The 26,118-nt window shown below is 42.6% G+C and carries 18 protein-coding genes; 6 read left to right on the forward strand and 12 right to left on the reverse strand.

Annotated features, from left to right (window positions below):
• The first annotated feature begins 86 nt into the window (after positions 1-86).
• From WJR50_RS03240 to WJR50_RS03255, 4 genes are all read left to right on the forward strand, one after another.
• Entirely contained in the window at positions 87-2,540 is a 2,454-nt protein-coding gene (locus WJR50_RS03240) for a SpoIIE family protein phosphatase (RefSeq protein ID WP_341291779.1), read from the forward strand.
• An 11-nt stretch (positions 2,541-2,551) separates the two neighbouring features.
• Entirely contained in the window at positions 2,552-3,088 is a 537-nt protein-coding gene (locus WJR50_RS03245; protein ID WP_341291780.1) for a SiaB family protein kinase, read from the forward strand.
• 1 nt (position 3,089) lies between these two features.
• A complete protein-coding gene (locus tag WJR50_RS03250) occupies positions 3,090-3,485 on the forward strand; it encodes a DUF1987 domain-containing protein (protein ID WP_341291781.1) in 396 nt (131 codons plus the stop codon).
• A gap of 66 nt (positions 3,486-3,551) precedes the next feature.
• Positions 3,552-3,941, forward strand: a complete 390-nt coding sequence (locus tag WJR50_RS03255; protein ID WP_341291782.1) for a response regulator — start codon at positions 3,552-3,554, stop codon at positions 3,939-3,941.
• Here WJR50_RS03255 and WJR50_RS03260 read toward each other — a convergent pair.
• Entirely contained in the window at positions 3,938-5,026 is a 1,089-nt protein-coding gene (locus WJR50_RS03260) for a hypothetical protein (RefSeq protein ID WP_341291783.1), read from the reverse strand. The two genes, WJR50_RS03255 and WJR50_RS03260, sit on opposite strands and share 4 nt — an antisense overlap.
• A gap of 167 nt (positions 5,027-5,193) precedes the next feature.
• Here WJR50_RS03260 and WJR50_RS03265 point away from each other — a divergent pair, with 167 nt between their 5' ends.
• Both WJR50_RS03265 and WJR50_RS03270 read left to right on the forward strand, forming a co-directional pair.
• Positions 5,194-5,988, forward strand: coding sequence for a thymidylate synthase (locus WJR50_RS03265; RefSeq protein ID WP_341291784.1), 795 nt, complete (start codon positions 5,194-5,196; stop codon positions 5,986-5,988).
• A gap of 222 nt (positions 5,989-6,210) precedes the next feature.
• Positions 6,211-6,882, forward strand: a complete 672-nt coding sequence (locus tag WJR50_RS03270; RefSeq protein WP_341291785.1) for a hypothetical protein — start codon at positions 6,211-6,213, stop codon at positions 6,880-6,882.
• Here the strand turns inward: WJR50_RS03270 and ispE are convergent.
• The 11 genes from ispE to WJR50_RS03325 all read right to left on the reverse strand — a co-directional run bounded on the left by ispE (position 6,879) and on the right by WJR50_RS03325 (position 25,322).
• Positions 6,879-7,799 carry a 4-(cytidine 5'-diphospho)-2-C-methyl-D-erythritol kinase gene (gene ispE, locus WJR50_RS03275; RefSeq protein WP_341291786.1) on the reverse strand — a complete coding sequence of 307 codons (921 nt, stop codon included), beginning with the start codon at positions 7,797-7,799 and terminating at the stop codon, positions 6,879-6,881. The genes WJR50_RS03270 and ispE overlap by 4 nt on opposite strands.
• A gap of 13 nt (positions 7,800-7,812) precedes the next feature.
• A complete protein-coding gene (locus WJR50_RS03280) occupies positions 7,813-8,625 on the reverse strand; it encodes an enoyl-ACP reductase FabI (protein WP_341291787.1) in 813 nt (270 codons plus the stop codon).
• 297 nt (positions 8,626-8,922) lie between these two features.
• Positions 8,923-12,282 carry a VCBS repeat-containing protein gene (locus tag WJR50_RS03285; protein ID WP_341291788.1) on the reverse strand — a complete coding sequence of 1,120 codons (3,360 nt, stop codon included), beginning with the start codon at positions 12,280-12,282 and terminating at the stop codon, positions 8,923-8,925.
• A gap of 66 nt (positions 12,283-12,348) precedes the next feature.
• On the reverse strand, positions 12,349-13,944 hold the full coding sequence (locus WJR50_RS03290; protein WP_341291789.1) for a SusD/RagB family nutrient-binding outer membrane lipoprotein: 1,596 nt from the start codon (positions 13,942-13,944) through the stop codon (positions 12,349-12,351).
• Positions 13,945-13,964: 20 nt separating this feature from the next.
• Complete coding sequence (locus WJR50_RS03295; protein ID WP_341291790.1) at positions 13,965-17,051, reverse strand: SusC/RagA family TonB-linked outer membrane protein; 3,087 nt, start codon at positions 17,049-17,051, stop codon at positions 13,965-13,967.
• Between the two features lie 580 nt (positions 17,052-17,631).
• The gene (locus WJR50_RS03300) at positions 17,632-19,056 is read right to left on the reverse strand and encodes a PQQ-dependent sugar dehydrogenase family protein (protein ID WP_341291791.1); all 1,425 of its coding nucleotides are present in this window, start codon (positions 19,054-19,056) and stop codon (positions 17,632-17,634) included.
• Positions 19,057-19,098: 42 nt separating this feature from the next.
• On the reverse strand, positions 19,099-20,337 hold the full coding sequence (locus tag WJR50_RS03305) for an amidohydrolase/deacetylase family metallohydrolase (RefSeq protein ID WP_341291792.1): 1,239 nt from the start codon (positions 20,335-20,337) through the stop codon (positions 19,099-19,101).
• Between the two features lie 69 nt (positions 20,338-20,406).
• Positions 20,407-21,636, reverse strand: a complete 1,230-nt coding sequence (locus WJR50_RS03310) for a selenocysteine synthase (RefSeq protein ID WP_341291793.1) — start codon at positions 21,634-21,636, stop codon at positions 20,407-20,409.
• A gap of 81 nt (positions 21,637-21,717) precedes the next feature.
• Positions 21,718-22,185: a RidA family protein gene (locus WJR50_RS03315; protein ID WP_341291794.1), complete on the reverse strand. Its 468-nt coding sequence runs from the start codon at positions 22,183-22,185 to the stop codon at positions 21,718-21,720.
• 77 nt (positions 22,186-22,262) lie between these two features.
• Complete coding sequence (locus tag WJR50_RS03320) at positions 22,263-23,495, reverse strand: aminotransferase class V-fold PLP-dependent enzyme (protein ID WP_341291795.1); 1,233 nt, start codon at positions 23,493-23,495, stop codon at positions 22,263-22,265.
• A 78-nt stretch (positions 23,496-23,573) separates the two neighbouring features.
• Positions 23,574-25,322: a PQQ-dependent sugar dehydrogenase gene (locus WJR50_RS03325; RefSeq protein WP_341291796.1), complete on the reverse strand. Its 1,749-nt coding sequence runs from the start codon at positions 25,320-25,322 to the stop codon at positions 23,574-23,576.
• Between the last annotated feature and the right edge of the window lie 796 nt (positions 25,323-26,118).

Consider the following 26,118-nt stretch of genomic DNA (forward strand, 5'->3'; position numbering starts at 1 on the left):
GTAAGGTCAAGCGTGTTTTTTACAACATGTTCATGACTTCGTTATTGCTATTGTGGTTTTTGTGTCCCAGCATAGGCCAAGGCCAGATGCTTAGCCAAGAAACTGCTGATAATCGGCAGCTTACTACTCTTCAGGATTCATCGTATCAGCAAAGCTTTACCAAGTCAGAAGAAATCGGACATCAATATTTATCCCAGGCTCAAAAATTTAGTCAGCAAGGGCAGTTTCAGGAGGCCCTCTCATATGCTTTGCAGGCGCTCTCTAAGTTTGAAATAAGCAATAATTATTCAGCTAAGGCAAGTACCTATCGCTTACTTTCTGATATATATATGCATGAAAAGGTTTATGAGCAAGCCTTGTTCTACGACCGACAATTGGAAAAGCTTCTGATCAGCGATTCAGGTAAAAAACAGCAACTTGCAGTACTCAGATATAGTATGTGTAAGCGCTATGTAGAAATAGAAAATTATGAACAGGCTAAACATTATGGGCAAACTGCAAGGGAAGACTTTCAAAAAACGCAGTCTATAGAACAGTTGAGAGAAGTGAATAAGACACTTCTTTTTATTGCCCAACAAGAGGAAAAATATGAAGATGCACTGGTTTATGGTCAATGGCTGCGGGAAGAGTATGCAAAAAATAAAAACTATCCTCAGGAAATCAGCGCCTTAAACAATCTGGGTTTCATCTACCAAAGACTAGGAGAAAAAAGGAAAGCAATAGAAAGTTTCAGGCAGGCTGTTGCGTTGAGCGAACAACATAGTGATAAACCTTCAGTCATCCTGCTCATTAATATTGGTTTAGCCTATAGTAATCTGGAAAATGATAAGCAGGCACTTCAGTACTATGAGCAGGCACTTCAGATTGAAAAAGATAATGATCACAGAGCCGGGGAAGCCGATATCAATAATTATATCGCTTCTCATTATTACCTCAGCGGTAGGCAGAGCAATGCCCTCAAGACTGCATTAGCTGCCAGCCAGCTTGCTTTGGAAGAGAGAGCCTGGCCCATTCTCCTGGATAGCTATCGTCTCCTGAAAATGATCTACCGTAAAGAGAAGCGTGAAGATAAAGCCAGAGAATATGAAGAGAAGTTTAATGAAATTGAAAGTTATATCGCTCAACAAACTAAAAATGAGTTAGACGAGCAGGAGCAGAATTATCAGGCAGCGCTGGCGAGAGAAGAAGAAATTAAGGCTTACTGGGGTGAAAAGGAGGAAAATGCATTGATGCAGGAAAGAAGAGAGACCCGGCTAAAATTACAGACACAGGAACTGTCGCTCCTGAAAAAAGAAAAGGAATTACAAAGCCTTGCACTGTCCAAACAGATACTTGAAAGTAATAATGCTAAGCAGGCATTGGATATAGCCAACCAAAAACTCAAAGCCGAACAACAGGAAAGACAACTGGAAGAGCTGGCACGTGAAAAAGAATTACAATCGCTTAGAATTCATAGGCAGAAATTAGAGCAGGAGAAGCAGAAGCAGACTATTGAGCTATTAGAAACTGACCGCCAGCTGAAAGAGGAACGCCTGTTACAAGAGGCTAATCTGCGTAAATATGGATACGGGATTTTGTGCTTATGCCTACTGATTATAGGAGTAATTGCATTTAGCTTTACCCAAAAAAGCAAGGACAACAAGAGGCTTAAGCAACAAAAAGAAGAAATACTGGATAAGAATGAGCTTCTGCATCGTAATGAAGAGGAGTTGAAACAGCACATGTTTTATCTGGAACAAACTCAGGAAATGCTTGCTGAGCAAAAAGAGCAGTTGATGTTGGTACATAATCGTGTGCAGGAGAGTATTGAGTACGCCAAGCAGATCCAGGACTCCATCTTACCTAATGATGAGTATATCAAAGAACTATTTCCTGAGAGCTATCTCATCTTCATGCCTAAAGATATTGTGTCAGGAGACTTCTATTGGGTTTCTCAGCAGGAAGAGTACCAGATTATCATTGTTGCAGATTGTACTGGCCATGGGGTTCCCGGAGCACTGATTACATTGATTGGACATAGTTTACTCACAGAAGCTATTCAGGTCCATCAAATGAGCAATCCTAGTGCAATTCTCACATTTTTACATCAAAAATTACTTGAACGTTTATGCTATCATGAATCTTCTCGCCTACACGGCATGGACATTGGAATTTGTATTATACAAAAGAGTGGTAGTGAATATAATGTATGTTACGCAGGAGCTAAAAACACCCTATGGGTGATTAAAGGCAGCGAAGTGAGTAAAGTAAAAGGCAACAGGATTTCATTAGGAAGTTCTAGACAAGATGCTTCATTTGATATGCATCAGTTAAGATTAAGTAGAAATGACAAAATTTATTTGACATCTGATGGTCTTGTAGATCAGCCTAACGAGGAAAGGAAAAGGTTCGGGTCAGCCCAGTTGGCCAGTTGTTTCAGGGCATGGCATCACCTGCCTATGGAAGCTCAGAAGAAATACCTTCTGGCAGCTTTTGATGATCATCAACAAGGCGCAGAACAGAGAGATGATATAAGTCTAATAGGGGTAAGTTTTCAATAAAAAAAGAAAAAATGCATACACTCCCATACGAAGATCTTTTTATCAGGCAACATCCTGATAGTCTGATCTCTTACAAAGGTCCTATTACACCGGAGGTAATTGCTAAAATTGTGGAGCAGTTAAGGAATAAGTTACCTGCCCCTGAAGTACTCACCAATCGTATATCAGCCATTTCTATAGAGTTGGCGCAAAACATGCAACACTATTCGCTGGAATTGATCAACTATGGTGAGAAAATGGAAAGAGTAGGGTGGTTTCAGGTACTTGATGAGCAAAGTGAACTTGAAATTAACTGCGGTAATGTGCTCAGCAAAGAAGTGGTAGAGCCCCTGATTCAGCATTTTCAAACCATCAGCCAGTTGGATAAAGAAGGGTTAAGGTGCCTAAAAAGGCAAAGAAGAAGAATGAGACTGGCTGAGGAAGACAAGGGTGCAGGTATAGGACTTATACAGATTACCATATTGGCCGGCAACCCACCTGAAGTAGAGGTTATTGATATCAATAAAGAATTATCTTGTATCATATTCAAAATAAACATAAAGAAATAATATGGAAGTTAGCGGTCTGAAATCCCTTAGTATCAAGGGAGAAAAAGGCACATTTTACGTGCCGGATGTATACTTTGATGTAGAAAGTGGACATTGCCTGATAGAAGGAGAGTCATATCTGGAGAATACCTGGACCTTTTTTGGTGATCTGCTGAACTGGCTGAAGGCATTTGCAGAAACCAAAAGACCTATCGTATTTGATTTTAAACTTTCGTACTTCAATACCAGCTCTTCAAAAGGAATATTGCAGTTGTTAGAGTTTTTACAAGCCTATGAAGAAGAAGGAGGAGAGGTAACGGTGAACTGGTTTTATCCTGAGCATGATGAAGACCTTAGAGAAGAGGCTGAAGATTTTATGATAGACACAAATCTGAATATTAATCTGCTCTCTTTTTGAGTAGCTGAATTTTCAGATAGAAATTCAAACTTTATAAAAGTCAACACTTTGTAAATATTTACCAGAATGCAAAGTCAAAAAAATACGGTATTTGTTGTAGATGATGATGATACATTCACGGCTACTATAGCAGCTTTTCTGACTAGAAAAGGCTACGATGTACGTGAATTCTATACAGTGGAAGATTGTATGGCGCAGCTTAAGGAAGAAAAGCCATCCTTAATCATTACAGATTATAACTTTTCTACTGAGGATGACAAAAGTGCTAATGGTTTTCAGTTTTACACATGGGTAAAAGAGGAACACAGCGAAATTCCTTTTATCGTATTTAGCGGACAAGATGATGGAGGGCTCGTGCTTAAAATGGTAAGAGAGGGCATCAGGCACTATATTATCAAAGACAAAAACATGTTTGCTGAGCTAGATGAAAGCTTATCTGAGGTTTTTGAAAACTAAATTTCACGTACGAGCAAAGTCCACTCAGTATTTTCTAGTATTTGCGTAGCCTGCTTGGTAGACAGGTCTTTAGGAAGCAGATAAGGTTGAATTTCTCCTTTATCTGCCTCCTTTCTTTCATGCGCTAAAACTTGTTCTTCCAGTACATTATAAATAAAAGGACTATTGAGCTTTATAGTAGACAAAGTATCTAATTTAGTATTCATCATAAAGATGCTTTCTTCTCCCAGAAGGTAAAAGTTACCACTTTCATTCCAAAAGCTATTGACGTTGCCTACCGTGAAAGGCTGGTCTGCAATGAGTTTGCCTTCCTGGTATAGACGAAAGCCCTGCTCTTCAATATTTTTAAAATACACCTGCAACACATATTCCTGATATATACTGGAAAAACCATTGGCAGGTGCCATGGTCTCTTCTTCCAGAGTTTGATCTGAAAAGTTATAACGAATTTGTTTTACCTGCTCGTCTTCTTTGTAGCTAAGCTTTATTTGCCCATCTTTTGCTTCAAGGGCATGTTCTCTTACATCAATGTTTACTTTTCTGAGCGTGTCAATATTTTTATTACCCAGGTGGTAGGATAAGAGCGTACCGGATTTCTGGTCTACATAAACGATAGCACTCTTACCATCCACATACTTCCAGATAGGCTCATATATCTCCCCAAAGTCAATCAATTGGGTCCACTCCTCAAGAGATGCATCATACTCATAAAGCCTGCACCACTCATATTCTTCTTTCATGAGGCTACCTTTGTAGAAAGCAAAATAGTATTTGCTTAGGTCATCTCTTGCCTGAAAACCATAGTGCGTTTCCGGGTTTTTAGCTTTATTTTGGCATAGTACTCCTTCTCTTTGGCTCAATGCGATCGTATCCTCAGATAATATTTTCCGTAAGTCAGAATCGGTGGTCTTCACCCTCAGTGTCTTATATTTTTCGTCAGCAGTGACAATAAGGATGTTTCCAAAGTCAGTCTGGGTAATAGTATCATGAGAGTTGGCAGAAGCTTCCTCTTGCTGATTTGGGGTGTTACAGGCTGCTAATACCAGGCAGAGCAGTACAATGAGTCGGAGGGAAAAAAATTGCATAAGTATGTTGTTCAGTTGAAAAAATACAATAACTGCTTACTTGATTAACAGCTGTAATTTGAATGAGTTTGTTTAGCCCTTAGATAAAGAAAATATCTTCATCGGGTAGCTATTTTTGACACATCTCATTAAAATTGCAATGCCCAAAAAACAAATCCCTCTTAGCTATGCAGCAGTATCATGATTTGATGAAGCATATTCTGGACAATGGTGTCAGGAAAGAAGACCGTACCGGAACGGGTACAGTAAGTATTTTTGGCTACCAAATGCGGTTCAACCTGCAAGAAGGTTTTCCTCTGGTGACTACCAAAAAGCTGCATCTGCGCTCTATTATCCACGAGCTGTTATGGTTTTTGCAGGGAGATACCAATATTCGCTATCTGAAAGAAAATAAAGTGCGAATCTGGGATGAGTGGGCTGACGAAAATGGCAATCTTGGGCCGGTATACGGCTATCAGTGGCGTAGTTGGCCTACACCTGATGGAAGACATATTGATCAGATCAGCCAGGTAGTCAATCAGATCAAGCATACGCCTGATTCTCGGCGGATTATAGTTTCGGCATGGAATGTCGCCAATATTGAGAACATGGCGCTGCCGCCTTGTCATACACTTTTTCAGTTTTATGTAGCCGAAGGTAAACTCTCCTGTCAGCTCTATCAACGTAGTGCTGATGTCTTCCTCGGAGTACCTTTCAATATTGCTTCCTATGCCCTGCTAACCATGATGATGGCTCAGGCCTGTGGGTTGGAGGCGGGAGACTTTGTGCATACTTTTGGCGATGCACACCTATACAGTAACCACCTGGAACAAGCTCAGCTACAGCTTAGCCGTGAACTTCGCCCCTTACCTGTAATGAAAATCAATCCTGAGGTAAAAGACATATTTTCCTTTAAATATGAAGATTTTACCTTGGAGAATTACAATCCACATCCCCATATCAAAGCCGAAGTGGCGGTATAGAGGGATTTTGGTAAGTATAAATCAGCTTATAGGCTTATACTTTATGCGTATGGCTTATCTCATTTAGGTGATCTTATTTATATTCTGCATTTCTTACACTTCTGATATATCTATCTGAAAGGCGGTATCTTTTTGCTTTCAGGGCTTCATGTTTGATACAGTTTAACCAGGATAGCGTCACTGCTTCCCAATCACAAAGTTTAACTGTATATCCGAAGGATCATGAAGAAGATGTATGTATTTGCGGTGTTTATTTTGGTGTCTTTTAGTGCGATGACAATGCCTGATTATGGGTTGTGGTGCGACGGCAAGGTGTTATTGGAGAATGGTAAAACGTTTGAAGGAGACATCAGCTACGATCTTAAGTTTGAAGTAGTAAGAATCAAGACCAATGGTATGACGCAGGCTTTTACGGCAGAGAGCCTTGCTTACTTTGAGTTGTTTGATCCCATTAAGCAGATTCGTCGTAAATATGTATCCGTTGATACTCCCGTATACCCCGGCTACCAGAGAAAAGCTTTTTTTGAAGTCATCTCTCACGGTGAGCTTGCGATGCTTAGAAGAAGCGAATATGTGCGTCGTCCGCGAATTACTGAAGACATGCGTGCACCCCATATCTATCTGAATACGGTATGTAAGCATACGTACTTCATGCACGAAGAAAGTACAGGCTTGACCCCTATCAATGATTTTGAAAAAGAAATTTTGCCTCGGATGACTAGATATGAAGATGAAGTGGTGAGGTATATCAAGCGCTGTAAGCTCAAGTTAAATAAAGTACATGAGCAGCTAAGGGTAGTAAACCTTTACAATATGCTATATGCCAATGAAAACAAACTGGCAGCCAGCAGCAGTCCTAAGAAAGATAGAGAAGTGACTTATAATTTTCGCTAGACCGAGAAGCCTTCATCTTTGACAGGGCTATGCCAGATTTGATAATTTTCGGGAAAAAGCGAAGTAACATCGGTTTGCTGCTCAAAAATACCGTAGACTGTAGCTCCACTACCACTCATACTGGCGTAGCTGGCTCCTGCCTGGTATAATTGATCTTTGATCTGGGCGATAGCCGGATATTTTGAAAAAATACTCTGCTCAAAATCATTTTGAATAAGCCCTTTCCATTCCGAAAGAGGCTTTTTTTCTATGATCTCCTTGAGATCGTTTTCCGGCTCCTGAGGACTGATGCCTGCATAAGCCTCGGCAGTAGCTACATGGATAGGAGGAGTAATCAGCACAAAAAATTGTTGTGAAATGGAGAGAGAAACCTCATCAAATTCATTACCTGTACCATAAGCCATTACTGCCTTATTTTTGATAAAGAACGGACAGTCGCTTCCCAATTTGGCCGCATACTCTTCCAGCAGAAAATCATCCAGAAAAAGGTCAAACATCTGATTCAGACATTTCAAGGAGAATGAGGCATCAGCGGAACCACCTCCCAAACCTGCGCCAATTGGAATTACTTTGTGCAGGTGAATTTTTACCGGAGGAAGGTTGAAATCTTTTTGCAGTAGTTGGTATGCCTTGCTACAAAGATTGTCTTTTTCGTCTCCCGGAATGGCTAAACCGCTGCTGCTAAAACCAAACTTATCACTTTTTATGATTTCCAATACATCCGTATAAGGCAAGGGTACAAAGCAGGAAGCAATGTCGTGGAACCCATCCGGACGTTTGCGGAGAATGTTCAGCCCCAGATTGATTTTAGCATTAGGAAAGACCACCATGTTTTGATGAGAGATAAAGAATGAATAATGATTATTGAAATGACGAATAATGATAAACAGTGTAACACCCCATTTATCACTATTCATCAATCATTTGTCATTATTTAGAAAGGTCAGCAATTAATTCTTCAGTGATGCCTGAGGAGGAGAAGCCGCCATCATGCATCAGGTTTTGCATAGTCACCATGCGAGTAAAGTCAGAGAACATTGCGATGATATAGTTTGCGCAGTCTTCAGCACTGGCATTGCCCAGCGGAGACATTTTATTGGCATAATCAAAGAATACATCAAAGCCTGTAATTCCTGTGCCAGCAGTAGTTTTGGTAGGTGACTGGGAAATAGTATTTACCCTCACCTTCTTTGATTTGGCAAAGCGATAACCATAACTGCGCGCAATAGATTCCAGCATCGCCTTGGCCTGTGCCATGTCGCTATAGTCCGGGAAAGTACGCTGAGAAGCAATATAGGTCAGTGCCAGTATGGATCCCCACTCATTCATGATCTCCATTTTTTCAGCAGTCTGCATGACCTTATGAAATGATAGTGCTGAGATATCCAGTGTCTTCTGAAACCAGTCATAGTTCAGATCGCCATAGTCACGGCCTTTGCGTACGTTAGGGCTCATGCCTATAGAGTGCAGCACAAAATCCAGATTACCTCCCAGCGTGTTTACTGATTCCTGATACAGTTTTTCAAGATCTTCTACCGCAGTAGCATCAGCGGGGATTACTTTAGCTTCGCACTGCTCAGCCAGTTCATTAATTTTACCCATACGTAAAGCAATAGGGGCATTAGTCAAAGTAAAAGATGCCCCCTCTTCATGTGCCTTCAGTGCTACTTTCCAGGCAATTGAATTCTCGTCAAGAGCACCGAAAATAATGCCCCTTTTTCCAGCTAATAAGTTATAAGCCATATCGGTTGATTGTTGTGAAAATTAATTTTGTGCTTGTTTGCTTGGGGCAAAGGTAAGAACAATTTACGAATTTGCTTAAGTCCTGTTTTTAGGCATTTCTATTGGTGAAATAAGGGCCTTACTGTTGAGCTGGTGAGGAATGAAGAGGCAAATTGTAGAAGGCTTGTGTGATGAGATATACATTAAGCCTTTGCAAGGCACGCAATAAGCCTTTGCACGACATGCAATAAGCTATTGCATGGCATACAATAAGTTGTTGCACGCCTCACAACAAGCTATTGTAAGGCGTACAAATGGCTATTGCATGGCCTGCATATTCTTAGACAGTATTTTATTCATCTGAAAGACCTTAAGACTATCCTGGTTGCGGGCGAAAAACAAATGCCAGCTATCTTCAATCGGTATTTTAACAATGCTGCGTACGTCACCTCTAAGTTTGATACCTGTTTTTGCCGGATCAACAGTTTCAAATGAGTTTCCATCCTGATTGGCAAGTACAAGTCCGTAATTAGCGTCATAGCGCCCGGTGCTTACGCGGACCAAAGATTGATTACCTCCAAGGATCAAGTCAGGATACTTATCGTCATTTACTGCCAAAGAGGTAATGGCGTAAATAGGAGAGAATTGCGCTTCAGCAGGTAATGGTACGATCTTGAAGCTGCCCTCTTCGTTTTGCAAATAAACGGATTCCAGCATATGAGCATACAAGGTATCTGCGCCATTAAGCTGTTCCTGAGGGAAGAAATCCTTTGGGGCAGTCTGGGAAAAAGTCTTGTAGTCATAAAACTTCTTCTTCAGAGAAATGATTTGGCCAAGCAACTCATCTTTGCTGTAAGCAAACACTTCCTCCCCCTGTAGATAGTGGGTAAAGATAGGGTCAATAGAGCCATTACCGTCAAAATCTTTATAGACAAGGCGGGCAGGTTGCGCTGCTTTGACATGGTAAAGATTATTCTTGCCAAAATTACCTGCGATAAAGTCAGTGTCTCCATCCTGATCAAAATCTCCTGCGTAGAGGGTATTCCACCACCCGGAGGTTTTTGCCAGTGAAGGAAGTTCTGCCGCCTGAAGGGTTTTCCCTCCTTCATTATAAAATACGCTGATTGGCATCCATTCTCCTACGACTATCAGGTCTTTGAAGCCATCAGCATTCAGGTCATCAAAGTGCGCGGCCGTGATCATGCCTTTTTCTGAGAGGGCCGGACTAAAAGTATCTGTGATGTTGGTAAATTTTCCCAAACCATCATTTTCCAGCAGATAACTTTGTGGAGCTAAGGGGTATCGGCCCGGAACCAATCTCCCGCCTACAAACAGATCCAGGTCTCCGTCGTTCTCCAGGTCAGCTACGGCAATGCTACCACCACTGCTCAGCATCTCTGGCAAAGCACCTTCGGCACGACTGAAGTTTCCGCGTCCATCATTAAGATATAAGCGGTCTTGGAGGGAGGCATCCCGTTCGGCAAAGTCACTACCACCACTGACGACGTACAGGTCCAGATCACCATCCTGATCCGCGTCAAAAAATAAGGCATCACTGTCCTCAGATTTGGCATCATCTGCTAATGCTGAGCTTTCAATTTTGGAAAAAGTGCCATCAGACAATTGACGGTAAAGTTGTCCGGCCTGTCCTTTTGCCCCGCCCAGGTAGAGGTCTTCACGGCCATCGCCATCCACATCGCCTTTGGCAATTTTAGGGCCCAGGTTAGAAATACCATAAGGCAGCATCTTATCCCTTTTGAAATCAAAAAAGGTGTTCTCCTGATGGGTGAAATTAATGTTGAGTTTATCGTTTTTTGCCTGAAATAATGTGCTCTGATTTGTTGCTGAATGATTTTCCTGGGCCGCTTTTGCTTGGGAGTAATCAAGCTGGAGGGATTGATCGGCTTTTATTTCAGGTAAAATTTGCTGTTTGCCATCGGGCCAGATGATCTTAAGACTATCCAAGGCCCTGTTTTCACCTAAACCAAAAATCAATTCATAACTTACCGAAGATTGAAAACCTCTTACCGGGATCATCTCCTGGTATTGTGTTCTTCCATCGTCATAAGTATACACTTTGCTCCCTACTCCAAACGGATTCTTAGCCTGCCCCTTGAGACGAACTTTCAGGTAGTGATGGTTCAGAAGGCTTTCACTATTGTTTCTGTATGCAAATACATCTTCGTTGACATTATTGATAATCAGGTCCAGATCACCATCATTGTCCAGGTCAGCATAGATAGCTCCATTGGATTGTGTTTGCTCATCCAGTCCCCATGCAGTAGCCTGATTCTTAAAGCTCAAGCCTCCCTGATTCTGATAGATGTAGTTTTGCGCGTCTATGGAAGGCATATTTTCTACCAGACCCATAATTTCCACATCCATATTTTCACGCTGGCTTTTTACCTGCTCATTGACCACATAGTTCATAAAATCCATATCCAGGTAATTGCGGGCGTAGCCATTGCTTATGAATAGGTCTTTCCAGCCATCCAGGTCGTAATCGGCAATAAGTGCGGCCCAACTCCAGTCGGTGCTGGAGATACCGGCCAGTTGTCCCACTTCGCTGAATGAATTATTTCCATTATTCAACTGAAGCATATTGCGCATTGTCTGATAATGAAAACCACTATTGATCAGCCGCAAATATTTGTCATAATTTTCAGGTCCCAGCGACATTTTCAGTCGCTCGTTTCCTTCGGGAAGCATATCCAGGGAAACAATGTCGGGAAGGGCATCATTATTCAGGTCAGCAGCATCACTACCCATAGAAAATAAGGAAACGTGATTCATATAATTTCTCAGGGACTCAGTAAAACTCCCATCCTGCTGATTGATGTAGAGATAGTCTTCTTCGTTGTAATCATTGCTCACATAGATATCAAACCAGCCATCCTGATTGACATCGGTAATGCTCACTCCCAGACCAAAGCCCAAAACATTTTGGATGATGCCGGCCTCCTGGCTCACGTCTATGAACTTGTTATTGTCATTTCTGTATAATTTATCTCCCAGCATAGAGTTTGTTCTGCTTTTCAACTGCCCTGTTACATTACTGAATCCTGCATATTCCTGCGTAGAATGGTTAAGCACATAGGCATCCAGGTCTCCATCCCGGTCATAATCAAAGAAGCTGGTTTGTGTGGTATAGCCAGGGTCAGCTAGTCCATAGGCTTCTCCCATTTCTCTGAAGGTGATTTGCTGACTATCGGTAGCTCCATTGTTGATAAAGAGCAGGTTTTTCCGTTTACTGGGGTCAGCAGCTGCCGAACGGCACACGTAAATGTCGAGCCACCCATCTCCATTGACATCAGCCATGCTGACTCCGGTATTCCAAAGGCCGGCGGCAGCTACTCCTGCTTCTTCAGTAATGTCTTCAAACTCCCAGTTGCCTTTATTGAGATAAAGCTTGCTGGCGACCAGGTTACCACTGAGATAAATATCGGGAAGGCCATCGTTGTTAATATCTCCTACGGCTACACCACCTCCATTGTAGAAATAACCATACTTCATGACATTAAACTCCTCGGTTTCTCTCAGTACATTCCTGAAATGAATGCCGGTATCGTCAGCAGGCATTTTGGTGAATAATGTTTGTGCTTCTTCAGTATCATCACAGGCTGAGAGTAAGCCTAAGCCTGAAATTCCGATCAAGAAATAGGTCAGTAGTTTGTTCATAACAAGGATAAAGATAAAAAAAAGTGCCAGGGACACTGGCACTTTTTGAGAGAAAGTCAGTATAAATTAGGGCTTAGCATCCCACCAGAGTTTAGTAGTTCCGTTATCAGGACCACCAAGTAAATTATCTACTGCTGCATTAACAGCCTCAGCATTGGTAGTAAACTCGCCATCTACAAAAGGCACTCTTCTGGGCACAGTAGTCACCGGAATGGCCGGGTCATCAGTATTCAGACGATCGTAGAAGGTGGGGTAACCTGTTCTTCTTTTTTCTGCCCAGGCCTCCTGAGAGTTGGGATAAAGAGAAATCCACTTCTGTGTGATGATTTGTTCCAACTGTTCCTCTACACTGCCTCCGGCATTGTAGGCAACAGGTACTTCAGAAGGTGCAGGATCAGTTCCATTGTAAGAATCAGGTGTATTGGGGCTGCTTACATAAGGATTACCAGCCAGATTATTTCCGTCTAAGCCATATTCTTCATGAGAAGTAACGATACCATCCTCATAAAAGCTTTGAGCAGTTCCTCCACCCATATTCCATCCTTCTAATGCGCCTTCAGCTCTCAGGAAGTAAGACTCAGCAGCGTTCATCACCACATAGTTCGGGCCGGGTGCTCCAGCTTCAGTATATGCCGGAGCCATATCAGAAGCTATTGTATTAAAGCTGGTACCCTGTTTGGCCACCTGAGACTGTCCGTTTCTCATACCTTCGTAGGGGAATGAAATACCGGCAGGATCATCAGTAGGATCTGGCTCAGCGGCAGGAGCAGCATAATACTGTATCCGCGGATCTTCATATCCTTTGAGGATACTTTCCATATCGGCACTCATACGAAACTCTCCCCATTGAGTAATAGTATTGTAAGGGTTTCTGAAATCAGCGTCTGTCTCTATGATGGCATTGTCCTCATTGTTCTCAATGAACTTATCAACTGATACTGCCTTTTCTGCTTCGGTTCTGCTTAGCTCTGGATCTACATATTTAACCCTCATGGCCAGACGAAGGCGCAGTGTGTTCGCAAATTTAAGCCACTGATTCACATTGCCTCCGTAAACCAAATCATTAGCTCCTAAGAAAGAAGTTTCATCTGCATTGCTTTGCAAAACCGGAATCGCCTCATCCAGGGTAGTAAAGAAATCCGCGTAGATATCTTCCTGTGCATCATAGGGTACTGATCTTTCTCGGTTTCCAAACTCTGAGTAAGGTATAGGCCCCCAATAGTCAGTCATTCTATGGTAAGACCACACCCGCCATACTTTCATCATGGCGTTTTCCAGTTCAAAGCCATTTTCAGCGGCAAAATCCTCTGCATATTTGATCTGAGGAGCGGCACTGGAATAGAAATAATTAAACGCTCCATTGAGCCAGCCACCTACCAGGATAAACTTATCAGAGTTGAAGTTGGGGGCTGTAGTGGCAAAGTAGCCTCCATAAATATCCGAAAATAGTGACTGAGTAAGCTGGAATGGCCCCCTTGCAGGGTCTCCTAAGAAAGTAGGGGTATACATTGCTGCCTTTACTACTGCTCCGTACTCGCTTTGAGTAAGGTTATCTACCGTCAGATTTTTAGGATCCGTATTCAATTCCGTAAAATCATCGGTACAGCTATTGACCAAAAAAAGAATGGACAAAGCTGCTATATATAATATACTACGATTCATCTTCATCATGTTTTTTGCTATTAAAAACCAAGTTTTAATGATACACCAAAGCTCCTGGTTGTAGGAGGAGCAAAAGAGCTTAAGCCTTCTGCATTGTTGGTTACAGACTGAACGGCTTCCGGGTCAAAATATTCCGTTTTGTTACTGAAGAAGAACAGATTTCTTCCCACAACAGATAAACTTGCGCTACGGAAGGGCAGGCTGGATAGCGTGCTCTCCGGTACGTTATAGCTAAATGCAAGCTCTCTCAGGCGAATGTTAGAGGCATCTCTGATAAAAGCTTCCCCTACCGGTGTATTTCTACCCCCTAATCTGTTCCATAAGTCTTCCGCACTGACTTGAATATTATTTGGTGTCTCTGTAGGCGCTCCGGTTTCATCTACCAATACAGCTGTTTCTCCTGCAAAGATGTTTTCTCCAAATACTAAGCTTCCGTCTCTTCCCTGAGCAGTATAATCAAGTAATCCGCTACCTGCCATGATGGCTTCAGTAAATACGGTCACCTGTCCACCCTGACGCATGTCAACCAAAGCTCTTAAAGAGAAGTTTTTGTATTTGAAAGTATTGTTAAGTCCCAACAGAAAATCGGGGTTAAAATTAGCCACCGGTACAGTTTTACCAGCGGTGACCACTGGTAAACCTTGTGAGTCAATCAGCACATTTCCATCATCATCTCTTGCAAATCCACGTGAGTACTGGTTTCCGAAAGGTTCGCCTGCTTCAATTCTGTATTCGTTCAAGAAACCGCTACCCTGAATCAATACATCAACATCATCAGAAATTTCAACTACTTCACTGACATTTCTGGCAAAGTTAGCATTCAAATCCCATGAGAAATTAGGTGTAGTTACCGGAGTGATTCCTAATACAATTTCTAAACCTTCGTTTTGAATATCGGCACCATTGAGAAACACACTGCTTACACCTGATGCTACTGGCACATTGGTGGCAAATAGCTGATCAAAAGTATTAGACTTATAGTAAGTGAAGTCAAACCTTAGATTATCATCCAGGAATCGGGCATCAAAGCCTGCTTCCCAAGTGGTAGTTCTCTCCGGCTTCAAATCAGCAAGGGGTAAAGTAGGGCTTAGAGAAATAGTACCTGCTCTTACATTGGCCTGTCTGGAAAGACGGTAAGGATCAGTATCGTTACCTACTTCAGCCCATGAGCCTCTTAATTTCAGGAAACTGAAAGCAGTAGGAAGGTCTACCAAATCACTTACTACCGCAGTTAGTCCTACAGAAGGGTAGCTGTAAGAACGGTTCGCTTCAGGTAGCGTAGAGCTCCAGTCGTTTCTGAAAGAACCGCTCAAGAAAATAGCATTATAAAAGCCAATTTCTCCAAAAGCATAGACCGACTGCTGCTCTTTTTCAGCATAATTTTCGTTAGGACGAGGATTTAAGGTATTACCCAGTGCGAATAGGTTTTCTACACTGAAGTTGTCTCCCGCGCCTCCTACACTCTCAGCCTTGGCTATTCTCAGGTTAGCACCAGCGTTAAGCCCTAATGAGATATTCTCTGTCAGGTCTTTTTGATAGCTTAATAGTACGTCTGAGTTCCACTCCAGCCCATAGCTAAAGGTTTTGGAGTATGATCCTCCGTCTGCGGTAATGTAAGTGTCTACATAGCGTAAGAATTCCTCATAAGTACTACTGCGGTCAATACCAGATCTGCCCAGTAAAGATAAATCATCAGTGATTTGATACTTCAAAGAGACTAAGCCCAGTACCCTTTCATCTATCTGAGGGCGTTTTACATTATTTACTGTCCAGTAAGGGTTTCCCGCTTCGTTGGATCTTGCCACATAGAAATGCTGTCTCAATTGCCCCGCCTCATTGAAGAACTGATAGTGCTCCAAGTCCCGTGTGCGTATGTTTCTGGGAAGAATATATGCGTAGCGCAAAGGGTTATCAAAAGTTTCTCCGCTTAACAATACATCAGAGAAATTACTACGGATATAAGTCACTTTGGTGTCAAGAGTCAGCTTTTCGTGCAGCTTAGTGTTATTTCTCAGGCTCAGATAATGTCTCTGCAGGTTATTTTGCGGAATAATACCTTTACCGTCAGTATAGGTATAGTTGACATGCGTATTGGAGTTTTCATTTTTAATATTTACTCCTACACTGGCAGCAATGGTATGTCCGGTCTGGAAGAAATCTCTGACATTATCCGGTTGACCTTGAAGCGCATAAGTACCTCCTACAGAAGCAAGGTAATCAGGGTCGTTGGACCAATGGTCTACAATCTGTCCGGTTATTCTAGGCCCCCACGAAGTATAAGCCGCGGGAGAATATATACCCGCTGAGCCTTGTGCGTACTCATTCTGGTATTTAGTCAGTAGTATGGGGGTATTAGCCTGGTAGTTAAATCCCAGGTTGGCAGTAACTCCATCAGGGGCATCTTCACCAGATTTGGTGGTTACGATAATTGCACCATTATTAGCACGGCTTCCGTAAAGTGCAGCCGCATTACCACCTTTCAGCACAGATATACTGGCAATATTGTCAGGTGAAATATCGGCAATACTACCCCCTATCGGGATACCATCAACCACATAAAGGGGCTGGCTACCATTGGGCTGTAGTGAGCGGTTACCTCGTAGTACAACTTTGGTAGGAGCTCCTACACCAGCACCAGTAGTAGTGATGGCTACACCGGCTACTTTCCCACTTAAACCTTCGGTTATGTTCAAAGGTCTTGTTTCTTCAATTCCCTCGCTTGCGACCTCCTGCGTACTATAGGTTAGTGTACGCTTCTCCTTGGTAATACCGAGGGCAGTAACCACTACCTCGCCAAGTTGCTGTAAATCGGGCATAAGCACTACATCAATGGTAGATCTGCCGTTTACTTCCTCAGTAACAGATTCAAAACCTACCGAGGTAAATACAAGTGTGGGATTATCTCCTGAAACGTTGATGGAATAATTACCTTCAACATCGGTGACGGTTCCGGTACTTGTTCCTTGTACGAGTACGTTCACACCAGGTAAAGCAGAGTCATCATCTCCTGATATCACTTTACCTCTTATAGTGCGTGTTTGCGCCTGTGCATCAAATACTGATAGCAGCAGTAAAAAACAAATAAAAAAAAGTAAGGATTTTCTCATAGTAAAATTTAGTTAATCATGTGAAAGTTTCCTGATTCTTAGTGGAGTCAGAAGGTGTTAAGTTTGGTTAATAGGGGGTTCATGAAAATTTTGTTTTGGTTATTAATGAATGAAAAGCAATTTATTTTGATAAATATCAGAATATCCTGCATAAGATTACAGCGAAAAGAATCATTATTGACAACTTTTTAAACTTCTCCGAAAAAGGGTCAATAAATTGCAAAACTTCGTTTTTGAATAGCAAAACCTATAACAAAATTGAAATAAATGTATCGGTTACGTTACCATTAATCATCAAATGAAAATGCTCCTGACATCTGTATTCCGGAGTATTGGAATACTATTAAGTCAGAAATACCAAGCACCTCCGATTTGCATTCTTGCATAATCTGCAAAGGCAAAGCAGACAAAATTATTACTTATGTATCTTCTTCCTTTTACAGGTCTAGTCAAAATATTTTTAACCAGCTAAATGAATACTCAATAGTGCATTCTAAAGACTAGTATAGCTATAAATATAAGAAAAAAAACACGCTTCACTAACATCCAATGGCTTTAATTTCCTTTCTGTATTCAAGGCTTAGCTAGTCCTATCTATGGGTAGAATAACTTCCCATATTCTTCCTCCGGTTTCTATAATGTATACATGATTGTCAATCATCAAGGCATCCGTGGGTCCTCTGAAACCATCTGCAATTCTGTAGCAGTGCACTATATAGTTATCAAGATCGGCCTTATACTCAAGTTCCATATGGATCAGATCGCCGCCCAAAAGAGAGAGTCTACGCATTAGACTGGATTGTGCACCAAATGAATAGCCCAGCACAAAACCATCACCTTTGAAGGGTTCCGACAGCAGGCTGTCCTGATCAAAAAACAATCCTAGGGGAGAGCGATGGCCGGTAAATGTGCCTACTGCTTCTCCGGTATCATCTCCATCCATGACTTCACCCGTCTCTACATCACGGTAAAAATTTGCATCAGGGCCATAGTTTAATACTGGTAGGGTAAACTCAAGGTCTATCGGTTTTTTAGGAAAATCAGGGTCAGTTTTAAAGTAGTTATGATTATAGGCATAAGCAGCCGGATTAATAAATGGATCTTTCTCCGGATCAGGCTCCCAGTCTGCATACTGCTGAGGGTTATCGGTATTCCCCATTCTCCAGGGGAAACCGTAATGATATCCTTCCCTGAGCCAGAACATATCTTCGGGATGGTCATAATCAGAAGAGTTGGATACTGCGAATAAATGACCAGCAGGAGAGAATTCCAGGTCATAGGCATTCCTTACACCATCGGCAAAGAGATATCCTTTTTCTGCCAGAAAAGTAGAGTCATCTTTGAGTACAATGTCCTTCCCATCTATAGGTAACCTGAAGACGCAGGCAGTCAGAAAAGACTCCCTCAGTCCGGGGTAACGTCCATCATTGTCCTGCACTTCTCCATGGTCTGTACGTGCTCCACTATTCACATAAATGTATTCTTCATTTGGATCAATGGCGATGCCGTTGAACTCATGACTGTACAATGTTTTGGGTTTGCCGTATAGCTCAGTAATGGCTAATGTATCCCAAACATACTTTCCTTCAGCACTGAGTTCGCCTCGCATCACAATACCTTTAGTAGCAGTGTTGTCATTGTAAAATTTATTGCCTACCAGAAAAATGCTGCTATCCCGGAAGTGCATGCCCTGAAGAGACTCTACCCCATGATCCTCCACTGAGTAAACTTTTTCATCGTAAAGAGAGTCCTGATTCCTGTATATCCTGTAGATATCTCCTCTCATGGTATTATAAAAAAAGTCACCCGTAACAGGGTCAAGGCAGAGGCGGATTGCGCCTCTTTCTATCTCCATAAAAGGGTTTACACCCACATTTTCTACCAGTGCCCTGACTTCTCTTTCGTCGGCAGGCTTTTCCTGAACTTTAGCAGTAGATTCTGACTGTTTGCAAGCTGGAATAAGCGCAAGACAGCATAATATTACCAATGATAATTGGCTATTCATCTAAAAGATAAGTAAGCATACGAAGAAAGGTTAGCGGTTCCTTTACTCAACTATCCAGTATGGACGGGAAATTCCGTTGAGGTCATAGACAACATCTCCTGCCCTGATTGTAAGCTCACATTGTAGTTTTTGTGTGCCATCCATTCTGTATCCTCCTGAGTCAATAAAGCCAAATTCTCCTTCAAGCAGGCTAAATACTGCGATGTCGGCAACTGCTCCCTCACTCAGGTGGCCGAGTTCCTCCCGATGGATTACCTGGGCGGGTTTCCAGGTAGAGGCTTCTATCACTTCTTCCAGCGTCATACCCATATTAAGAAATTTGGACATGATATTAAGCTGATCTTTCATCCCGGCATTCATGCTTCCTGTGTGTAAGTCAGTGCTGATCGTATTAGGACGAAAGCCTTCTTTCATGGCAGGAATCGCCTGGCGGAAAAGGAAACTCCCTCCCCCATGTCCTACATCAAAGATGATCCCTTTCTTCTGAGCTTCATATACATAAGGTCTTACATGCCCTCTCTCATCCACTATGGGAATTCTGCCCGGTACATGCGCAAAAGCATGGGTGAAAATATCTCCGGGGCGCAGCTTTTCCATAAACAAAGTCTCAAGCGAAAGGGGAGGAATATGACCGCCAAAATCTATCATCACGGGTACGTTGGCCATTTCACCGGCAATTACTGCCTGCTCTACGGGCTTCCATTCGGGGCCTGCGTAGTGGGCTACTTTTACGCCTACGATCTCAGGATAGCGCTGCGCCATCATCCCGGTCATTTTGCCATCCATATCGTTGAGGTTTTGCTCATACGGTCCACCTTTCATTCCGGAGCCTACAATGTTGAGGAAAGAAAGTACCCTTGTTTTGGATTGGTCTATGGTCTGCTCCTTAAAAGTATTGAAGTTTTTCCAGCCTGCTCCTCCCACATCTACCACAGTAGTTACCCCTGCTCTGAATGTAAAACCATCAGGAGGAAGTGCTGTAAAGCTGTTGCTAAGGTAAGCATCCGGCTCAGTGCCGTGAAAATTATGGGAATGAATGTCAATGAGGCCGGGCGTGACGTATAGGCCGCTGACATCTACTACTTTTTCTGCTTCATCTTCGGAAATATTTTTTGCCACGCGTACAATGCTGTCTCCGCTGATGGCAATGTCCATCACTTCGTCAATATTATTTTTAGGGTCTATTACGTGTCCTCCTTTGAGGAGCAGGCTATAGTTTTGTGCCCAGGCCTGACTAACGAGGCAGAGCAAAAGGAAAAGTAAAGGAAGTTTTATTCTCATGGTTCAGGTTTTATGCACTAGAAATATAAAAGACAGGTGATGAAAAGTAGGACCTGCCTGGTCAATATGTTATGAAGTTGCTGCATCTGCCAGCGCCTGTTGCAGACGTGAAGCTACGATTCTTTCCTGTCCGGGACGCATCATCCAGGTAGTGATGCTAATGGAGTCTTCTCCACCACCGGCTACCTCAATAGAGGGGTGGCCGCTACGAAGTACTTCTTTAAGTTCGTTGCCGGAAATCTTTACTTTTTTGGTGTCCCAGGAGACGCCCAGCGTAGGCACGTGATTAGCAATCGGTGGTACATGGATATCAGTAGTTACACCTTCCACAGATTTTGCTGCATCAGCAATATGAGCCACCTGATCTTCCCATAGCTTCCACTCTTTGTCACGATCGCTATTGAGGAAAGCCTCTAAGGCAGCCCACATACCCAATATCTCTTCTTTGTTGATTTTCATTCCTCTGCCGACAGTATCTCCTCTAGGAGGAGCGCTGAGTCGGGCAGCGGCGATCAGGTCTTTCTTACCCAGTAGCAGTCCTGCACTTTGAGGTCCTCTTAGGCCTTTGCCCCCAGAAAAACAAACCAGGTCGTAGCCCATTTGAGTGTATTTCCAGAGGTTTTCTACGGGAGGTACATCGGCCGCACAGTCATTCATGCAGGGGATATTGTTTTTCTTTCCTACTTCCAGCCATTCTTCTACGCTGATCTCTCCATTGGGTTCAAAGGCGTTGATGTAGAGCATCATGGCAGTGTTTTTATTAATGGCTTTCTCCAGGTCTTTGCGACTTTCTACTTCTACCACTTTTACCCCGCAGTTACGCACAGCATGGGCATAGCCAATATTATGCGCCTTTTGGATGATAACTTCAGTTTTCATTCCGGTACCTTCCAGGTGAGGGATTTGCGCAGCTTTTTTCGGGTCCATTCCGGTAAGTACGCCTGCCATCCCGAAGGTCATGGCAGAAAAAGCACCGGAGGTGACCGTAGCAGCTTCACATTTCAACATTTGTGCGATTCTTTCCCCTACTTTGTCCTGTAGCTCATCCAGCATCACGTAGTGCTGGGAAGCATAGTTATAGGCATCCTTCATTTCTTCACGTAGCAGGGAGCCAGTCATGGCAGTATAGGTACCCGCAGCATTGATGAAAGTACGTACTCCCAATTCGGCGAAGTAGTCGCGGTAAAGAGGAGCGGCTGAAGATGCCATGGCTGAGGTAAATGGGGCACTACCCCCAATGAGTCCTCCCACAAATGGCAGGGCAGAGAGGCGTTTGATTAATTGTCTTCGGTCTAGCATAAGATTAGGTGTTAGGTTTAGGAGATTAGGGCAGGGGGTTTGAATGTTTGTAAACTCCAAAACCCTAGCCCTAAAATCAGTCTATACGGAAGCGATACAGTCAATTTCTACCAGTGAATCTCCGGGTACGCCACCGTAAGTAGCGACAGTAGTACGAACAGGAGGGTTGTTACCAAAACGCCCGCGGTACACTTCATTCATAGCAGTATAATCGTTAAGGTCAGCAAGGTAGACATTTACTTTTACCACCTTATCCATAGAGGAACCTGCTTTTTTAAGCTCTTTTTCCAACTCGTTGAGCACGTGATCTGTATGCGCTTTGATATCTCCCTCAAAATGAGCTCCCTTTCCGGCTACGAATACAAACCCTCCATGCTTGACAGATCCTGAAAATAGCGGTACTTCCTGACCAGGCTCAGTGTGAGGACTGAAGGTTTCTTTTTCAGCAGTAGCGGATTCGCTTTTTGCCTGTGCGGCTACACCTAAGCCTGCCACTCCGGCCAGTGAAGCCATCATTTTCTTTAGAATAGATCTACGTTGTGATTTCATACTGTTAAAATTTAGCATTGGTTATATTAAAAAAATCATTTATGTCTGTTTGATACCGTTTTGAATACCTCATCAATTTATACTGCTGTTTCCAGCACCTCTTTGATGCGTCTGGCTACAATAGGTACATGCTCCGGCTGAAGGGTCACCACCGCAATACGAAGCCCATCATCTCCGGCTGAGGTCTCAATCCTGGGTTCTCCCGCTCTTAAAGCTTCTACCACTTCATCAGGCTTGATTTTCACCTTATCCTGATCCCACTTAATATTGAGGCCGGGAAATACGTTGGCCCGTCCCTGAGGAATATAGGTCTCACCGGTTACACCAGCTACAGTCTCTACTTTTTCAGCAATATGTTTTACACGGCCCAGCCACTCCTGCCACTCTTTTTCATGGTCTTTTTCTATATAATGCTTCAAGGCCACATACATACCAAAGATCTCTTCTTTATTCACCTTCATGGAGCGTCCGATCGGGCTCTCATGGGGTGAAAAATTGAGCTTGGCTGCTTCAATCAGGTCTTTGCGTCCATATAGTAGGCCGGCACTTTGGGGACCGCGAATCATCTTTCCTCCTGAGAAAGTAACCATATCAAAGCCTATTTTCTGGTACTTAAACAGGTTCTCAAGCGGAGGTACATCGGCTGCCGCATCTATGAAAGAAGGTATGTTATTGCGTTTGGAGATGGCCACAAATTCTTCATGGCTAATGCTATCTTCAATGCCGTACCAGTCAACCGCACCATTGAAGAAGAGAGACATGACAGTACGTTCATTAATGGCTTCTTCCATTTCCTTCGCATTCTCTACTTCTACCATCTTTACTCCTGCGCTGCGTACTGCCTGATCAAACACATAGCGGTGTTTTTTTTGAATGATTACCTCAGGCTGAGGGCCAGGAAGGTTAGGAATCTGTCTGATTTTCTCCATATCCATACCGGTAATGGCTGCTGCTGTACCAATGGTGAGCGCGCAGGCAGCCCCTGAAGTGACCATAGCGGCTTCCACTTCCAGCATCTCAGCAATTTTTTCTCCTACTTTGTCTTCCACTTCATGCATATTGGCAAAGTCATGCGCGGTAGCATTGATAGCAGCTAAGACTTCTGGCTCCATCAATGAGCCGGATAAAAAAGTCATGGTTCCCCGGGCATTGATCAAGGGGCGTATGCCCAGTTCTTTGAATAAATCTTGTTTTGCGGAAATTGCTGCCGGTGTAGCGGAAGATGATTGGATAGGTATACCACTTCCCACTATACCTCCTATTAAAGGAAGGCTGGCTAAGCGTTTGAGGAGATTTCTTCTATTAAGCATGATTCGTTTTTATGGGTAGTGTAGATTAATTTTCTCAATATTAAATTATTCTGCAAGTTTCTGAGGATTTGCTGTGCTTTATTCCTTCTGTAAAGTTTCCCTTACGGCACTTACTTCTTCGGCACTTATCTCACTGGCATTATTTCCAAAGTTTTGTCGTACATAAGTCAGCACCCGGGCTACGTCTTCATCACTCAAAAAGCTGTGCTGAGGCATCAGGCTATTGTAAGGCTTTCCTTTCACTTCTATAGGACCTTCCAGACCATTCAGAATTACTTCAATCAGCTCACTTTTATCACCCAGCACCCACTTAGTACCTACCAGGGTAGGAAAACGCTGAGAATCGCCCTGTCCGTTGCGCTGATGGCAGGTAGCACAATAGGTATTGAATATCTTGGCTCCCTCTACCGCTACTCCTCTGTCCAGATTATCTTCCGCTTCATCAGGCGTTCTGATATGGGATAGCGTTTTTCTTGCTTCCATGCTGGCTAGTTGTACTTCACCAAAGTCATTTTTGTCGCCTTTGTACATCACCCGCCATATTTTTCCTTTTTCAGTTTCTCCAATATACAAAGATCCATCGGGACCCATGGCGATGCCCATAGGGCGGTAGACTGCATCACTTACATTAACGATAGGGTCAACTCCGGCAAATCCATCGGCAAAAATTTCAAAGTCGCCGGTAGGAGCCCCATTTTCAAAAGGGATGAAGGCAATGATGTAACCGGATTGTGGGTAAGGCGCTCGGTTAGTAGAGCCATGAAAAGCCACGAAAGCACCCTGCTTATAACGTTCAGGAAACTGCTCGCCGGTATAGAAAAACAAATCATTAGGTGCCCAGTGGCCAGGAAAACCCATAATGGGGTCATCACAGTCGCTGCAACGGCCTACCATATTACCATCACCACCATATTCGGGAGCCAGTACTTTTTTCTCTTGCATCTGATCATAATAGCAGTAAGGCCAGCCGAAGTCAGCCCCTTCGGTCACTTTTAAAAATTCTTCGGAAGGTAGCAGTGCACTTTGCCAGGGAGTAAATTTCTGAGGCCATAAGCGAAGTAAGTCATCCCGACCATGCATCACCACATACAGATTATTGTCCATAGGATTCCATTCCATCGCCACTACGCTTCTCATACCGGTGGCAAATTTTTCTCCGTCTTTCTGCGTAAGCCCGGTTTTGCTGGCATCAAAGCGCCATACGCCTCCGTGGTCTTCCAGTTGGGGGCATGGGTCCATCCCAGGCACATTGGGAGTGCGTTTTGGGTCCTGGCAGGCATTGGAAGGAGCGCCAAAAGGCACATACATATAGCCTTCATTATCAAAAGCTACCGGCTTGGTGATATGCTCATGCATACCGTGCTCATGATCGTCAGTTAGTACAATTTCCATTTCGCTGGTAGGTACCAGGTCATCGCTGGTAAGGGCATAGCGATAGACCATCAGCTCAGTACTGAAATAGAGATAGTTATTATGTATTCTCATCGAGGTGCCGTAGCCTCTTTCCCGCTGTGTTTCGCCAAAGGCTTGAATGATATCTGCCTTCCCATCCTGGTTGGTATCTCGTAAAGCTGTAATGGAAAATTTGCCATCAGAAAATCTGTTTTTGACAAAAACATCACCATTATCGCGTACTGCCAGATGGCGCGCACGACCCGGTAAGCTGTCTACTACAACAACAGCCTCAAAACCATCAGGTAGATAAAGTCCGCCATTATCAGGATCAGCGGGAGGTAAGTTGATGTTTTGCTGACATTGGGTAAAACTGGCAAACACTAAGAGAATAATAAGAATATCAAGACGCAGACCAAAGCTCAGGGGTTTCATAATATATCTAAAGAACAATTCTATAGTTAAGGTATAAATTCAATAACCAATAGCTGACAGATGAGATAAAGAGATTTTGAATGTCATTATTTCAGGCTTTCAACGCAAAACAAAATAGCCTTTACTACCAGCATAAGCAGCAAATACAAAATGTGCATACTGCACAATATAATAAGAAATTTAAGATAATGGCGCTTACATAATCATGTAAAAAAGGATGTTATTGCTGAATAATTGGGTATATGTAATGCAAATAGTGAATCATATAAAATTTAATATATATAGTTAGTCTTTTTATGAATTAATATACTGTAAACATAAACAACGATAAAATATAAGGCAATTAATTCGTCTTATCAGCAAGAGATAATTCTAAAGTTTTTTATGCGCTCAAGGGTATTAATTGTATTTATTTAATGTTCGTTGAATAGGAAAGAATTAGTTCAACTTCTAAGTTTCACTACTTTTGTTGCAAAAAGTGAACAAAAGACACCATAATGATATATTTGACTCATCAAGAATTAATAAGAACTGTAAAATATTTTTGATGCATTCGTGATTTTTCACAAATATTATTCGCTTAATACAGTAATAGTTTATCAATTTGACAAGTTTGCTACTAGAAACGTACAAGCCCAATCATTTATAGGATAATAAGGTGGGTAAGCTTAATCGTGTACGTTAACATATTGTATAAAATTGAATTATTCGTATATTTTGAAAATACCATAATTGCTAAAACCTTATCTTTTGTCAAAAATAGTTTTAGTGAAAAAAATTAAGGTTGTATACCTGT

The sequence above is a fragment of the Catalinimonas locisalis genome (genome assembly GCF_038039535.1).
In the GTDB taxonomy this organism is placed as follows: domain Bacteria; phylum Bacteroidota; class Bacteroidia; order Cytophagales; family Cyclobacteriaceae; genus Catalinimonas.

What these genes read in the sequence shown, in the direction of transcription:
- WJR50_RS03315 (WP_341291794.1), bottom strand. Translation starts at nt 22,185, where the DNA reads ATGAAATCACAACGTAGATCTATTCTAAAGAAAATGATGGCTTCACTG.
- WJR50_RS03260 (WP_341291783.1), bottom strand. Translation starts at nt 5,026, where the DNA reads ATGCAATTTTTTTCCCTCCGACTCATTGTACTGCTCTGCCTGGTATTA.
- WJR50_RS03280 (WP_341291787.1), bottom strand. Translation starts at nt 8,625, where the DNA reads ATGGCTTATAACTTATTAGCTGGAAAAAGGGGCATTATTTTCGGTGCT.
- WJR50_RS03320 (WP_341291795.1), bottom strand. Translation starts at nt 23,495, where the DNA reads ATGCTTAATAGAAGAAATCTCCTCAAACGCTTAGCCAGCCTTCCTTTA.
- WJR50_RS03325 (WP_341291796.1), bottom strand. Translation starts at nt 25,322, where the DNA reads ATGAAACCCCTGAGCTTTGGTCTGCGTCTTGATATTCTTATTATTCTC.
- WJR50_RS03255 (WP_341291782.1), top strand. Translation starts at nt 3,552, where the DNA reads ATGCAAAGTCAAAAAAATACGGTATTTGTTGTAGATGATGATGATACA.
- WJR50_RS03240 (WP_341291779.1), top strand. Translation starts at nt 87, where the DNA reads ATGCTTAGCCAAGAAACTGCTGATAATCGGCAGCTTACTACTCTTCAG.
- WJR50_RS03310 (WP_341291793.1), bottom strand. Translation starts at nt 21,636, where the DNA reads ATGCTAGACCGAAGACAATTAATCAAACGCCTCTCTGCCCTGCCATTT.
- WJR50_RS03245 (WP_341291780.1), top strand. Translation starts at nt 2,552, where the DNA reads ATGCATACACTCCCATACGAAGATCTTTTTATCAGGCAACATCCTGAT.
- WJR50_RS03290 (WP_341291789.1), bottom strand. Translation starts at nt 13,944, where the DNA reads ATGAATCGTAGTATATTATATATAGCAGCTTTGTCCATTCTTTTTTTG.
- ispE (WP_341291786.1), bottom strand. Translation starts at nt 7,799, where the DNA reads ATGAATAGTGATAAATGGGGTGTTACACTGTTTATCATTATTCGTCAT.
- WJR50_RS03285 (WP_341291788.1), bottom strand. Translation starts at nt 12,282, where the DNA reads ATGAACAAACTACTGACCTATTTCTTGATCGGAATTTCAGGCTTAGGC.
- WJR50_RS03265 (WP_341291784.1), top strand. Translation starts at nt 5,194, where the DNA reads ATGCAGCAGTATCATGATTTGATGAAGCATATTCTGGACAATGGTGTC.
- WJR50_RS03250 (WP_341291781.1), top strand. Translation starts at nt 3,090, where the DNA reads ATGGAAGTTAGCGGTCTGAAATCCCTTAGTATCAAGGGAGAAAAAGGC.
- WJR50_RS03305 (WP_341291792.1), bottom strand. Translation starts at nt 20,337, where the DNA reads ATGAGAATAAAACTTCCTTTACTTTTCCTTTTGCTCTGCCTCGTTAGT.
- WJR50_RS03270 (WP_341291785.1), top strand. Translation starts at nt 6,211, where the DNA reads ATGAAGAAGATGTATGTATTTGCGGTGTTTATTTTGGTGTCTTTTAGT.
- WJR50_RS03295 (WP_341291790.1), bottom strand. Translation starts at nt 17,051, where the DNA reads ATGAGAAAATCCTTACTTTTTTTTATTTGTTTTTTACTGCTGCTATCA.
- WJR50_RS03300 (WP_341291791.1), bottom strand. Translation starts at nt 19,056, where the DNA reads ATGAATAGCCAATTATCATTGGTAATATTATGCTGTCTTGCGCTTATT.